Origin of the sequence: Microcystis sp. M061S2, from assembly GCF_020245605.1 — a bacterium.
Taxonomy (GTDB): domain Bacteria; phylum Cyanobacteriota; class Cyanobacteriia; order Cyanobacteriales; family Microcystaceae; genus Microcystis.
Genome location: NZ_JADBUP010000023.1, coordinates 30380 through 43234, shown reverse-complemented (window position 1 = coordinate 43234; position 12855 = coordinate 30380). Strand labels below are relative to the sequence as shown.

The following is a 12855-nucleotide window of genomic DNA, read 5'->3' as shown; positions in this document are numbered from 1 at the left end:
AGGCTTTTCTCAACCCTGTTAAATTCGCCTGGAAGGGATCAATATCCACTATTTGCTGGTTTATACAAAAGTTTCAGAGATTAGTTTTAGATAGGATCGCTGTTTGCATTTTTCCTAATAAATCTGCCAGCGTCATCGAACCTAAATCACCCCCTTGTCGAGTGCGAACACTTAGAGTTTTACTGCTAACTTCTCGTTTTCCAATCACAGCTAAGACAGGGATTTTTTCTAGTTCTCCTGTACGAATTTGTTTACCTAAACGCTCACCACTTTTATCGATTTCCACTCGATAACCAGCTTGTTTTAACTGCATTGCTACCTCTAAAGCATAATGATGCTGTTCATCACTAACGGGTAATAAACGGACTTGAATAGGTGCTAACCAGAGAGGAAAATCTCCTGCATAATTCTCGATTAAAATGCCAAAAAATCTTTCCAAAGAGCCAAAAATAGCTCGATGAATCATAATCGGTCTTTCCCGAGTACCATCCCTAGCGACATATTGCATATCAAAGCGTTCTGGCAAGTTAAAATCGACCTGAATCGTGGAACATTGCCACATTCTACCGATCGCATCTTGAATTTTTATATCAATTTTCGGACCATAAAAAGCCCCACCTCCCTGATCCTCAATATAATCCCACTTTTTAGCATTTAAGGCCTCAATTAAAGCTGCGGTTGCCAATTCCCAAACACTATCACTACCCACGGATTTACTGGGACGAGTCGATAAATTTATCTGATAATTAGTAAAGCCAAAATCGGAGAGAATTTTCTCGGTTAAGTTCAAAACTCCTAGAATCTCTGCGGCAATTTGTTCGGGTAAACAGAAAATATGAGCATCATCTTGGGTAAAACCTCGCACCCGCATTAATCCGTGTAAAACCCCCGAGCGCTCGTAACGATAAACTGTGCCTAATTCTGCCCATCTGAGGGGAAATTCTCGATAGGAATGCAGGTCATTTTGATAGGTTAAAACATGAAAAGGACAATTCATCGGCTTAATTTGATAGCTTTGCTGTTCTAACTCGATCGCCTCAAACATATTGTCGCGATAAAAGTCCCAATGTCCAGAAGTTTTCCACAGATCTAAATTAGCTAGATGGGGAGTATAAAGAAATTGATAACCCGCTTCTAAATGAGCTTGGCGCCAATAATCTTCGATTAAATAACGCATTGTTGCACCCCGGGGATGCCAAAAAACTAAACCGCCACCGGCATCTTCTTGGATGCTAAATAATTTTAATTGTTGTCCCAATTTGCGATGATCTCGTCGCTGCGCTTCTTCTTTTTGTTGGAGATAATTTTGTAATTCTGCGGGGGTTTGCCAAGCTGTGCCGTAAATTCGCTGTAATTGCGGCTGTTTTTCATCTCCTTGCCAATAAGCACCCGCTACACTCTCCAATGCGAAAGCATCTGGGTTAATTTCCCCCGTCGAGTTGAGATGGGGTCCCGCGCACAGATCCCACCAAAATTCTTCCGGGGGAGAAACAGCGCCATCAATTAACGAGGGTTCTCGATCGCTCCGTCCTGCGTCCGGACTACCGATAAAATAACGGGTAATGGTTTCTTCTGGGGGAATTCTCTCTAAAATTAACTTTTTGTAGGGTTGATTAAGGCGTTCAATTTCTGCCGTAATTTCGCTTCTTTCCAGCACTTCTCGGATAATTGGCAGGTTTTTCCCGATAATTCGCCCCATTTCTGCCGCTATTTTCTCCAAATCTTCGGGGGTAAAGGGTGTTTGGCGATCGAAATCGTAGTAGAATCCCGTTTCTGTCCAGGGACCAATAGCGACTTTGGTTTCAGGAAAGAGAGTTTGTACAGCCATCGCTAAGATATGGGCGCAAGTATGGCGTATTTTTACGATTTTTTGGGAATGTTCTTCGATAACGGGGCTTTCTGCTCGGGGGGACTTAATTTGATTGACCATTGCTAGTTAAAATAATAATGATTATCATTTTAGCAAAGGAGGGCTGATGTCTGAGAGAAAAATGCGCTCAAATCCTCTAGCGGCAAGCTCAACGATAATTAATTTTTGAGAGTTCAAAAATGAGAAAAATAGGCATAAAATCTCTAAATAGAGAATTTAATTGATTAAAGCTCATTTTTGATTCTCCTGACGACCGAATACTGGCTACTTACTCCTCAACCAAGGGAAGATTTTTGATTTTGACAAGAGGTCTATACTTAATAGAGCCGTAGATTAATAACATTGCCGTTAAAGTCATGGCCATAATTAGGGGGGCAATTTTGGCTAACCAGAAAGCCACGAAGATTATGCCGATTCCGTCAGCCAGTAAGATGGGTAAACGTGGCCCTATGCCATGGTCAATAATTTTTTCCGTGCTTGGCTGCAGTTGAATCTTGGCTAAACAATGAAACCAAATTTGACTGACCAGAACTATTAAGGACCCCCATCCTATCCAGAGGGCAGCCACATAAAAGCCCGCTAATTCTAAAACAATTGTACTAATTGTGACCATAAAAAAGCGATCGAGGCGAGGATCGCTGGTTTTTTGCTGAAATTGGGCAATTTCTCCCAAGTCCACCGCTGCCATGCGTGCCTGTTCCATGCACATCACCAGGGTACCTAGGGCAAGAATAGCAGCGGATAGGTTTTCCGGTGAGAAGATTTGGGAGATTATGCCTAAACTAGCCGGAAAAAACAGTAAAAAAAGGATCGTTCGTCTCATCTATTCGGGGTGGGGTCGGATTAAGATAAGAAATGCTCTTGACTTGATCATTTCTGTAATGTCTTGTTTGCCTCCTTTTCAAAATGCTCTCCTTCTCACCCAAGCTTTAACCCATCGTTCCTATGTCAATGAACAGTCGGAATTGACGGAAAATAACGAGCGCCTAGAATTTTTGGGCGATGCGATTTTGGCTTTTTTGGTGGGCGAACTTTTGTATCAGAAATATCCCGCCATGAACGAGGCAGAATTAACCCGTTTGCGGTCAAATTTGGTCAAAGAAGAACAATTAGCGCAATTGGGCCTTGAAATCGGCCTGGGGGAGTTAATGCGTTTGGGTAAGGGGGCAATTAAAGATCGGGGGCGATCGAATCCTACCCTATTAGCGGACACTTTTGAAGCGATAATTGGGGCTTATTATCTAGATTCGGGGTTAAATGCGGTTAAAAACTATCTGCACCGGCTTTTTATCCCTGTAGCCTCTCATTTAGTCTCTCAACAATCGGAATCGCCATCTTTTATCGATGCCAAAAATCTCTTTCAACAGTGGGCGCTGGCCAATTTCGCCTCTAATCCAGAATATGCGATCATCGATGTGACAGGCCCCCCCCACGCTAGGGAATTTACTGCCGAAGTGCGGGTTAATCATCTTCTCTACGGTACAGGTAAAGGTAAACGGAAACAGGATGCCACCAAAGCGGCTGCCGAAGATGCCTTAAAGCGCTGTCAATGGCAATAATAAATAAGGCCAAACCTACTTATCTGAGGGGCCACCAATTAACTTTATCCCTGGTGGCACTGTACACTTCTTTTAAACCCTCGGCATCCAGTACCCGAATTAAATCCCCCGTCGATTCTGAGGCAATTAATCCCACGTTTTGCAATCCTTTTAATACCTGTTCGACGGTGCGTTGATTGAGTTGACAAGCGCGAGCAATCATATCGACGGATAGATCAAAAGTATAGATATTTTCGGCACTCGGTTGACTGCCTAATTCTCTTTCTTGATAGATTAAAGCTCTGAGTAAAGTGGCTACAGCTTGGGGTGGATAGCTACTGCAATTAAGCAAATGATACTCGAATTTTTGCTGTAATTCAAATAACAAACAGTACCGTTGACGAAAACTTTCGTTATCGTTGTAAATCTTTTCTAGCGCCGATAAGGGAATTTTCAGGACGTGGGTAGTTTTATAGGATTCCACCAAACAGGGAAAGGCGCGACTGGCTAAACCATAACTAAAGGGTAAACTCCTCATGCCAAAACAGCCGCCGGGGTAGGTAATGGCAATAATCCGGTCGAGGGGGGTGCTGCGGACGACGATTACACCCTCATTCAAAATCACATACAAAACATCTAGAAATTCATCGGGGAGAAAAGCCGTATAGACGGGACGATTGGAAAATAGCGTCTCTAGCTTGAGGTTCTCGGCATCGAGATACTGACTTAACCAAGCTTCCTCTAGTCCGCGAAAGAGAAAACTCTGGTTAATCAGTTGTTGTAGGAGGGTTGTTTTTTTGGCTTTGACGCTCTTGCCCATAGTCTCAAACCTAGATGTAGCACTGATTCCATCTTCTCACAGTTTCCCTTGTTATCACCTTATTTCCAATTTGTTTTATAAATGTATTGAAATTTTGTTTCCTGTGCTGTAGGATTAAACTACACCTGAAAACAGATACAACCTCAGAGTAAAGCTTAGGAGCGCCGCCGATGCAGTCATCCCAGTCTTGTTTATCCCTACTCATGGCAACTGTCCTGACGGGAGGAATGCTGGCATCTTGCACCCCATCCCCCACCAATAGCGGCAATGACAGCCAAAAACCCGTGACTGTGACGCTTGTTTCCTATGCTGTCACCCAAAGTGCCTACGAAAAAATCATTCCCAAATTTGTCGAGGAATGGCAACAAAAAACGGGGCAAAAGGTAACTTTTGAACAGAGTTATGGTGGTTCCGGTTCCCAAACTCGTGCCGTTATCGATGGTTTAGAAGCGGATGTGGTAGCGTTGGCTTTAGCTTTGGATACCAAGAAAATTGAGCAAGCGGGATTAATTCAACCCGGTTGGGAAAAAGAAGCTCCCAATGACTCTATTGTTCATAAATCTGTAGTGGCTTTTGTTCCTCGTGATGCCAATATTAAAATTAATAAATGGTCAGATTTAGCCAAGGATAATATTAAAGTTATTACCGCTAATCCCAAGACTTCTGGCGGAGCGCGCTGGAATTTTCTCGCTCTTTGGGGTTCGGTGACGCAAGCGGAGGGCAGTGAACAAGCGGCGCAAACTTTTGTCGAAAAAGTGTTTAAAAATGCGCCAGTTTTACCTAGAGATGCTCGTGAATCTAGTGATGTATTTTTTAAACAAGGCCAGGGAAATGTGCTAATTAATTACGAAAACGAGATGATTCTCGCTAACCAAAAAGGTGAGAATTTAGCCTATACTGTTCCCACTGATTATAATATTTCTATTGATAATCCCGTGGCGGTTGTTGATGCCAATGTGGATAAAAAAGGTACGAGAAAAGTGGCCGAAGCTTTTGTGCAGTTTTTATTTACCCCAGAGGCACAAAGAGAATTTGCTAAAGTTGGTTTTCGTCCCGTTGAGCCGACGGTAGCTAAAGAGTTTGAGAGTAAATTTCCTCAGATAAAAAATCTCTTTACCGTGCAGGATTTAGGCGGTTGGGATCAGGTACAAGAGCAATTTTTTGATGATGGAGGCTTGTTCGATAAAATTCTGACTAAAGCTGGTAAATCCTAAGGAGAAAAACCATGGATAATCAACCTCAATGGCAAACTATTAATCATCCCCAAAGTGACTTACATCTCGATCAATCTGGACTTGATCGCCCCACTTCCCGACGGATAAAAATTCGGGTTCCTAAACAGTATATTAACGAGCCAATCATAGCACGTTTAGGGTCTTTTCCAGGTCTAAAAGTGAATATATTTTCCGCTTTGTTAGCTGCCAATAATAATCAAGATGGCTGGTTTGATCTACAACTACAAGGCAACTCCCAAGGGATAGAAAATGCCCTTTCCTATCTGGCAGATTTAGATGTAGAAGTTTGGTATGATTCAGCACAAGTTCTTGAAGAAGCGGACAATTGGTAATCTCTAAAAATAATTAACAATGGCTAACCCACAATTATCTTTATCGCCCAGTCAACCCCAGAAAAAAGTTTCTATTCCTTGGATAATTACCATTAGTTATTTAGTGGTTTTGTTGGTTTTACCAGCAGCGGCACTATTTGCTAAATCCCTAACCCTTGGTTTTGCTGAATTTTGGCGTGTTGCCACTTTACCGATTTCTTTATCCGCTTACCAAGTCACTTTTTTGACTTCCTTAATTGCTGGATTAATTGACGGAGTTTTCGGCACTATTATCGCTTGGGTGTTAGTGCGTTATCGATTCCCGGGTAAAAAAATTGTCGATGCTTGTGTGGATTTGCCCTTTGCTTTACCCACTTCTGTTGCCGGTTTAGTCCTAGCCACAGTTTACAGTGATAACGGTTGGCTCGGTCAATTTTTTGCCCCCTTTGGCATTAAGATATCCTTTACCATTTTAGGGGTTTTTGTGGCGATGTTATTTATCGCTTTACCCTTCATTGTCCGCACCTTACAGCCGGTTTTACAGGAAATGGAAAAAGAGGTAGAAGAAGCGGCTTTATCCCTCGGTGCTTCCTCTTGGCAAATCTTCTGGCGAGTTATTTTTCCCACAATACTACCCGCTATTTTAACAGGAGTTGCCCTCGGTTTTGCCAGAGCGATCGGTGAATATGGTTCCGTAGTTATTATCTCCTCTAATATTCCCTTTAAGGATTTAATTGCCCCAGTTTTAATCTTTCAAAGACTAGAGGAATATGATTACACAGGGGCGACAGTAATCGGCATGGTTTTATTACTGGTTTCTTTATTCATGTTAGTAGTAATTAATTTCCTGCAGCAATGGGGGCAAAAATACAGAGTTAAGTAAAGAGTAAAAAATATTAGGGTATAACTGGAGACAGATCAAAAATGCTGAGTCTAAAAAAATCAACTAAACCGAAAGAGTGGGATTACAAACCCCTACTAATTATCATCGCCCTTGTTTATCTGGCACTATTATTATTTATTCCGGCGGCGGCAGTATTTTACTATGCTTTTCGCAATGGATTCCAAGCTTTTTTAGAAGCGGCGGGAACTTCTGACTTTATCGAAGCGGTAAAATTAACAGTAACTATTGCCCTAATTACTGTACCTTTAAACACAATTTTTGGACTTTGTGCAGCCTGGGTAATTGCTCGCAATCAATTTCGTGGCAAAACTTTATTAATTAGTTTAATTGACTTACCTTTTGCCGTTTCTCCCGTGGTAGCGGGTTTAATGATTGTACTGCTCTATGGGCGCAATGGTTGGTTAGGTTCTTTTCTAGAACTTTTCAGTATAAAAATACTTTTTGCTTTACCCGGAATGGTATTAGCAACTATATTTGTTACTATGCCTTTTGTGGCTAGAGAAGTTATCCCAGTCTTAGAAGAAATTGGCTTAGAACAAGAGGAAGCGGGGCGCACTTTAGGCGCAAATGATTGGCAGATTTTCTGGCGCATAACTTTACCCAATATTCGTTGGGGATTGATGTACGGAGTGCTGTTAACTAATGCCCGGGCGATGGGAGAATTTGGGGCGGTTTCTGTGGTTTCTGGCAGTATTTTAGGGAGAACTGCCACCCTGCCAATTTTCGTAGAACAGGCTTATAAAAATTATCTAACTCCTGCCGCTTTTAGTGCGGCGGCTATTCTCGCCTTACTAGCGGGAGTTACTTTAATTATCAAAGAAATTCTCGAACGTAAAACCGCCCACAAAATTCACACTACTTAACTACAATTAACCTAAATGAGTATTACTATCCAGCAAGTTTCTAAACGTTTCGGCAATTTTCAAGCCTTAGATAATATCAGTTTAACCATTCCTGAAGGCAAATTAGTCGCCCTCCTCGGACCATCGGGATCGGGAAAATCCACCTTATTACGTTCAATTGCGGGATTAGAAACTCCCGATAGTGGCGCAATTATCATTAACGGGCAAGATACCACCCATCTGGATCCTAGACGGAGAAATATCGGCTTTGTTTTCCAACATTATGCCCTATTTAAACATTTAACTGTTCGTCAAAATATTGCTTTTGGTCTAGAAATTCGCCAGCAAAAATCGCCAGTAATTAAGAAAAGAGTTGAGGAACTGTTAGAATTAATTCAATTACAAGGATTAGGCGATCGCTACCCCGCCCAATTATCGGGAGGACAACGGCAGCGAGTAGCTTTAGCCCGCGCTTTAGCCATTCAACCGAATGTATTATTATTAGATGAACCTTTTGGAGCTTTAGATGCAAAAGTCAGAAAAGAATTAAGGGTATGGCTGAGAAATTTACACGAAGAAGTTCACGTTACCAGTGTTTTTGTTACCCACGATCAAGAGGAAGCAATGGAAGTGGCCGATACGATTGTCGTGATGAATCATGGTAAAATTGAACAGGTGGGTTCTCCTGCCGAAATTTATGATCATCCGGCCACACCTTTTGTGATGCAGTTTATTGGGGAAGTGAATATCTTACCTAATCTAGCAGGATTAGGAAATGGGCATCATCAGGGGCATAATTCCACCGTTTTTATCCGTCCCCACGACCTGGAAATTATGCCCAATCAAGATGGGTTGAATAGTTGGGCAGTGGTAAAAAGAGTTATTCATTTAGGCTGGGAAATACAAGTAGAATTAATGTTAGCCGATGGGGAAATGGTGGTGGCTTACCTCAATCGTGAGGAATACAAGCAATTACAGTTACAACCAGAACAAACGGTACATTTAAAACCGAGAAAAGCGACCTTACTCACTGATTTTGACAATAAAAGTGAGAAAGTTATCGATTATTCAATTTAAAAACTTTAGTTGTGTTACAGCTTTTCTCATCAAGATAAAGTTTAACCAGAGGTTCATCGACTAGGGAAGACAATCTCTCGGCTGGCTGTAATTCTGGCGAAAGCGATTGTCAAGGATTGAGATGGCCCTGTGTTTGTTGTGGGAAAAGGGTTTTATCAGTTATGCAGGGCTGATTTGTAAGTAGCTGGTTGCGGGTTCAAATCCCATTTAACAACTTTTGAGTCAAGGGCTAATTTAGTAGTGTGATTGCTCTAAAATAAGGTCATCGCCTGATCAGTATATAGCAATGACCTTAATCGCTGTCATCGATTACGACATGGGAAATCTGCACTCTGCCTGTAAAGGACTGGAAACCGTGGGTGCAGTGCCGAAAATTACCGATTCTCCCCTAGATCTGGAAAAAGCTGACGCTATTGTGTTACCCGGAGTCGGTTCTTTTGATCCTGCTGTCCGGCAAATTCGCGCTCGTCATCTCGAAAAACCGATCAAAGCGGCGATCGCTAATGGTAAACCCTTTCTCGGTATCTGTCTCGGTTTACAAATTCTCTTTGACTCATCGGAGGAAGGACAAGAGGCGGGTTTAGGGATTATTCCGGGGACAGTGCGCCGTTTTCGCTCGGAACCGGGCATTACCATTCCCCACATGGGTTGGAATCAATTAGACTTCACCCAGCCGGATCATGCTCTTTGGCAGGGATTACCCCCCCATCCTCACGTCTATTTTGTCCATTCCTATTATGTCGATCCCCTTGATAGTCATCTGACTGCCGCTACCGTCACCCACGGCAGTCAAACGGTGACAGCAGCGATCGCTCGTGATCGTTTGGTAGCGGTGCAGTTTCACCCGGAAAAATCCTCGACTAATGGCTTAAAAATTCTGGCTAACTTTGTTGAACAGGTGCAAAAATTAGCTTTAGTCTCCTAAATAAGCCTTTAAAACCCGCTCGTTTTTTTGGATTTCGCTGGGAATGCCATCGGCTAAATTTGTCCCTTCTGCTAATACCCAAACGTAGTGACAAAGGGACATAATCACATCCATATTATGCTCGATAATTAAAAAGGTAATTCCCTGACGATTCCATTCAATAATATGGTCGCTGATTTGACCGATTAAAGTGGGATTAACTCCGGCGGCTGGTTCATCTAATAAAATTAATTTTGGCTCGGTCATTAGCGCTCGGCCAATCTCTAATAATTTCCGCTGTCCTCCCGATAAAGCTCCCGCATAATCCTGCGCTTTCTCTACCAGACCGATCGAATCTAATATGTCCAAAGCTTTGTCACGATTTTCCTGTTCCTGTTGGCGAATTTTTGCCCCCTGAAACCAGACTTTCAGAAAATTTTCTCCCGTTTGTCCAGGACTAGCTAAGAGCATATTTTCTAACACCGTTAATCGGGATAATACCCTGGCGACTTGAAAAGTTCTCACACATCCTTTCAGGGCAATTTGATAGGGAGGCAGCTGATGAATGGGCTGACCATCAAGAAAAACTTCTCCTTTATCCGGGCGAATAAAATTAGATAAAAGGTTAAAAAGTGTAGTTTTGCCGGCTCCATTTGGTCCGATTAACCCGGTGATGCTGCCCTGCGGCACCTCCAAATAAGCATTATTGACGGCGCGAATGCCCCCAAAACTTTTCGATAATCCTTTGGCAGAAAGTAACATATATGAATTATGAATTATGAATTATGAATTATGAAGTGTTTTCAGTAAACAGTGAACTGATAACTGATAACTGATAACTGAAATTATTTTCCCAAAGTTAACTCCTCTTTTTTGCCGAGGATACCCTGGGGGCGCCAGATCATTAAAACCATGAGCAGCAGACCGATAATCATAATCCGTAAAGCCCCTAATTGGCTATCATTAAAAATATCTAATTGGGGTAGAATAAAGCGAGTCAGGGAATCGTAAGCCCAGAAAATTATTGATCCTAGTAAGGTGCCGGCATTGCTACCAGAGCCACCGAGAATGATAATAATCCAAGCGTTAAAAGTCAATAACGGTTCAAAATTAGTCGGGTAAATAGTGGTTAATTGCCAGGCTAAAAAAGCCCCGGCCAAACCAGCGATCGCACCGCCTAACATCAAAGATTGTAACTTATACCAAAAGACATTTTTTCCCAAAGCCCGGGGAATTTCTTCATCTTCCCGAATCGCTTTGAGGATGCGACCCCAAGGCGATCGCAAAAGTAATTCTAAACCAGTATAAACGAGAGCGAGGAGGACTAAAACTACCACCATCAGCCCCGCTTTGTAATTATAGTCATTCAAGGCAATTACACCGTTTATATACAGAAAAAGCAGTATTATCGCCCCTAACAACCCCCAAAAGATTAAAGCTCTCTTTTGCGTCGGTTGATAGCTTTTACCGCTAATTTGCCCAGCTTCGCGCCATTGTCGTTGCAGATTGCGCCCCAATTGCCAGAGAGCAAAGATAGCAAGCAGGGTAAACAGGGCAATAATTAATAATTTAAAGGAAAAACTGGGATTTATATCCAAAGGTAGGGGATAACGTTGTAGTCCGAAACTGCCTTTCGTTAACCAATCCTCGTTAAGCACCAGCAAACGAATTAACTCAGACACCCCGATGGTGACAATCGCTAGATAATCGGCTCTTAATCTCAGGGTGGAAAAACCGATAGCCAATCCCAACAATGCCCCTAGGATCGCCCCGACAATGGCGGCAAAAATCATCGGTACACCCTGTAAAGTTAATAAAACCGTTGCATAAGCCCCTAAAGTGGCAAAAGCAACGTGACCAAAGTTAATTAAGCCAGTAAATCCCCATTGTAGATTTAAACCGAGGGCAAAAATTGCGTAAATACCCGCCCAAATTGTCAGGGAAACTAAATAATCTGTCATCTTAAGTAAAAAGTAAACAAGGGGTTGGGGGAGTGGGGAGATGGGGAGAAAAAAGCTAAAAACTCACATCTGATCACTGAAAAAGCTGGTTACTGCTAGTATAATATCAGTTGCAACCGCCTCTGTAGCTTGATGGACAATTGTGACGAGCGGAGGGTGCTAGGCTATCAATACTGAAAAAACCTTGTCCTGTTAATTTCTATGCCTCTTTTGATTCTAATTGCCGATGATGACCCCGGTATCCGCCTAGCGGTCAAAGACTATTTAGAATTAGCAGGTTATAGTGTGGTGGCGGCGAGCAATGGTTTGGAAGCTTTGAATTTATTGGATACCTATCATCCCCATCTTTTGGTATCGGATATCAAAATGCCGCGTTTAGACGGTTATTCTTTGGTGACTAAGGTGCGGCAACAGCCAGAATTTAGGTTATTACCAGTAATTTTTTTAACCGAAAGAGGGTCAACAGAGGAAAGAATTCGCGGTTATCAAGTGGGTTGTGATATCTATCTTCCTAAACCTTTTGAGATGGAGGAATTAAAAGCGGTTATTCGCAATCTTTTAGAGCGAGCGCAAATGGTGCAAAGTGAACGTCAATATCAGAAATTAAAACCGGAAGAAAGCCCCAAAACTAGGGATGTTTTAACTTCTTCTTTACAGGACGATTTTAAGTTAACTAATCGCGAGCGGGAAGTGTTAGAACATTTAGCCCGGGGACTTTCTAATAGTGAAATTGGGCAAAAACTGCATCTTAGTTCTCGCACGATCGAGAAATATGTTAGTAGTTTACTCAGAAAAACAATTACTAACAATCGGGCCGAATTGGTTCGTTTTTCCCTCGAACATAGATTAATCGATTAGCTGAAAGAAAAAACTTAAATTTTGTTTTTTACTTCCTCCAAAAGACTGCCACAGGAGTCTAAAAGTAGCTCGATTACGCGGTCAAAACCTTCACGACCACCGTAGTAGGGATCGGGAACTTCTTTTTCTGGGTGATAACGGGAATAGTCACACATTAACTTGACCTTTTCTTGATATTTTCCTGTCCAATCTAGGGATAAAATATCTTGATAATTTGATTTATCCATGGCTAGGATTAGATCAAAATTATCGAAATCCTCGCGGGTAAATTGTCTGGCTGTCCCTTGCAGAGGAATACCTCGTTTTTTGGCCGCCGTATTCATGCGAGAATCAGGAGGAGAACCGATATGATAACCGGCAGTCCCCGCAGAATCACAGAGGATTTTATTGCCTAATCCTTCTTGTTCAATCAGATAATTCATGATATTCTCGGCAGCGGGAGAACGACAGATATTGCCTAAACAGACGAAGAGTAGTTTATAGGGCATAAATTCACTGGTAGAATCATCACTAAATTGCCAATTATAGGGCATTT

General features: G+C 42.2%; 14 protein-coding genes. 8 read left to right on the top strand and 6 right to left on the bottom strand.

The window, feature by feature from the left end:
• Positions 1-73: 73 nt before the first annotated feature.
• Positions 74-1930: a threonine--tRNA ligase gene (gene thrS, locus IM475_RS04905; protein WP_287726865.1), complete on the bottom strand. Its 1857-nt coding sequence runs from the start codon at positions 1928-1930 to the stop codon at positions 74-76.
• A gap of 208 nt (positions 1931-2138) precedes the next feature.
• On the bottom strand, positions 2139-2693 hold the full coding sequence (locus IM475_RS04900; protein ID WP_287726864.1) for a hypothetical protein: 555 nt from the start codon (positions 2691-2693) through the stop codon (positions 2139-2141).
• A 58-nt stretch (positions 2694-2751) separates the two neighbouring features.
• Here IM475_RS04900 and rnc point away from each other — a divergent pair, with 58 nt between their 5' ends.
• Positions 2752-3429, top strand: a complete 678-nt coding sequence (gene rnc, locus IM475_RS04895) for a ribonuclease III (protein WP_287726863.1) — start codon at positions 2752-2754, stop codon at positions 3427-3429.
• A 19-nt stretch (positions 3430-3448) separates the two neighbouring features.
• On the opposite strand, the gene IM475_RS04890 is transcribed toward rnc, so the two are convergent.
• Positions 3449-4228 (bottom strand): Crp/Fnr family transcriptional regulator, encoded by a 780-nt coding sequence (locus tag IM475_RS04890; RefSeq protein WP_287726862.1) that lies wholly within the window; start codon positions 4226-4228, stop codon positions 3449-3451.
• 170 nt (positions 4229-4398) lie between these two features.
• On the opposite strand from IM475_RS04890, the gene IM475_RS04885 reads away from it, so the two are divergent.
• The 6 genes from IM475_RS04885 (at position 4399) to hisH (ending at position 9522) form a co-directional block, all read left to right on the top strand.
• Positions 4399-5442 carry a sulfate ABC transporter substrate-binding protein gene (locus IM475_RS04885; protein ID WP_287726861.1) on the top strand — a complete coding sequence of 348 codons (1044 nt, stop codon included), beginning with the start codon at positions 4399-4401 and terminating at the stop codon, positions 5440-5442.
• 11 nt (positions 5443-5453) lie between these two features.
• Positions 5454-5795, top strand: coding sequence for an NIL domain-containing protein (locus IM475_RS04880; protein WP_002802587.1), 342 nt, complete (start codon positions 5454-5456; stop codon positions 5793-5795).
• Between the two features lie 19 nt (positions 5796-5814).
• A complete protein-coding gene (gene cysT, locus IM475_RS04875; protein ID WP_287726860.1) occupies positions 5815-6657 on the top strand; it encodes a sulfate ABC transporter permease subunit CysT in 843 nt (280 codons plus the stop codon).
• 41 nt (positions 6658-6698) lie between these two features.
• A complete protein-coding gene (gene cysW / locus IM475_RS04870; RefSeq protein WP_287726859.1) occupies positions 6699-7541 on the top strand; it encodes a sulfate ABC transporter permease subunit CysW in 843 nt (280 codons plus the stop codon).
• Between the two features lie 15 nt (positions 7542-7556).
• Entirely contained in the window at positions 7557-8597 is a 1041-nt protein-coding gene (locus IM475_RS04865) for a sulfate/molybdate ABC transporter ATP-binding protein (RefSeq protein WP_287726858.1), read from the top strand.
• Between the two features lie 286 nt (positions 8598-8883).
• Positions 8884-9522: an imidazole glycerol phosphate synthase subunit HisH gene (gene hisH / locus IM475_RS04860; RefSeq protein ID WP_287657678.1), complete on the top strand. Its 639-nt coding sequence runs from the start codon at positions 8884-8886 to the stop codon at positions 9520-9522.
• On the opposite strand, the gene IM475_RS04855 is transcribed toward hisH, so the two are convergent.
• Positions 9511-10263 (bottom strand): ABC transporter ATP-binding protein, encoded by a 753-nt coding sequence (locus IM475_RS04855; RefSeq protein WP_287657680.1) that lies wholly within the window; start codon positions 10261-10263, stop codon positions 9511-9513. The genes hisH and IM475_RS04855 overlap by 12 nt on opposite strands.
• An 83-nt stretch (positions 10264-10346) precedes the next feature.
• Positions 10347-11462 (bottom strand): branched-chain amino acid ABC transporter permease, encoded by a 1116-nt coding sequence (locus IM475_RS04850; protein ID WP_287726857.1) that lies wholly within the window; start codon positions 11460-11462, stop codon positions 10347-10349.
• A gap of 201 nt (positions 11463-11663) precedes the next feature.
• Between IM475_RS04850 and IM475_RS04845 the strand changes: the two genes are divergently transcribed.
• Complete coding sequence (locus IM475_RS04845) at positions 11664-12320, top strand: response regulator transcription factor (protein ID WP_130756602.1); 657 nt, start codon at positions 11664-11666, stop codon at positions 12318-12320.
• 14 nt (positions 12321-12334) lie between these two features.
• On the opposite strand, the gene IM475_RS04840 is transcribed toward IM475_RS04845, so the two are convergent.
• The gene (locus IM475_RS04840; protein ID WP_287657683.1) at positions 12335-12853 is read right to left on the bottom strand and encodes a low molecular weight protein-tyrosine-phosphatase; all 519 of its coding nucleotides are present in this window, start codon (positions 12851-12853) and stop codon (positions 12335-12337) included.
• Positions 12854-12855 lie beyond the last annotated feature (2 nt).

Excerpts from the sequence above, each read along its gene's own strand:
- thrS (WP_287726865.1), bottom strand. The coding sequence starts at position 1,930 with ATGGTCAATCAAATTAAGTCCCCCCGAGCAGAAAGCCCCGTTATCGAA.
- IM475_RS04900 (WP_287726864.1), bottom strand. The coding sequence starts at position 2,693 with ATGAGACGAACGATCCTTTTTTTACTGTTTTTTCCGGCTAGTTTAGGC.
- rnc (WP_287726863.1), top strand. The coding sequence starts at position 2,752 with ATGTCTTGTTTGCCTCCTTTTCAAAATGCTCTCCTTCTCACCCAAGCT.
- IM475_RS04890 (WP_287726862.1), bottom strand. The coding sequence starts at position 4,228 with ATGGGCAAGAGCGTCAAAGCCAAAAAAACAACCCTCCTACAACAACTG.
- IM475_RS04885 (WP_287726861.1), top strand. The coding sequence starts at position 4,399 with ATGCAGTCATCCCAGTCTTGTTTATCCCTACTCATGGCAACTGTCCTG.
- IM475_RS04880 (WP_002802587.1), top strand. The coding sequence starts at position 5,454 with ATGGATAATCAACCTCAATGGCAAACTATTAATCATCCCCAAAGTGAC.
- cysT (WP_287726860.1), top strand. The coding sequence starts at position 5,815 with ATGGCTAACCCACAATTATCTTTATCGCCCAGTCAACCCCAGAAAAAA.
- cysW (WP_287726859.1), top strand. The coding sequence starts at position 6,699 with ATGCTGAGTCTAAAAAAATCAACTAAACCGAAAGAGTGGGATTACAAA.
- IM475_RS04865 (WP_287726858.1), top strand. The coding sequence starts at position 7,557 with ATGAGTATTACTATCCAGCAAGTTTCTAAACGTTTCGGCAATTTTCAA.
- hisH (WP_287657678.1), top strand. The coding sequence starts at position 8,884 with ATGACCTTAATCGCTGTCATCGATTACGACATGGGAAATCTGCACTCT.
- IM475_RS04855 (WP_287657680.1), bottom strand. The coding sequence starts at position 10,263 with ATGTTACTTTCTGCCAAAGGATTATCGAAAAGTTTTGGGGGCATTCGC.
- IM475_RS04850 (WP_287726857.1), bottom strand. The coding sequence starts at position 11,462 with ATGACAGATTATTTAGTTTCCCTGACAATTTGGGCGGGTATTTACGCA.
- IM475_RS04845 (WP_130756602.1), top strand. The coding sequence starts at position 11,664 with ATGCCTCTTTTGATTCTAATTGCCGATGATGACCCCGGTATCCGCCTA.
- IM475_RS04840 (WP_287657683.1), bottom strand. The coding sequence starts at position 12,853 with ATGCCCTATAATTGGCAATTTAGTGATGATTCTACCAGTGAATTTATG.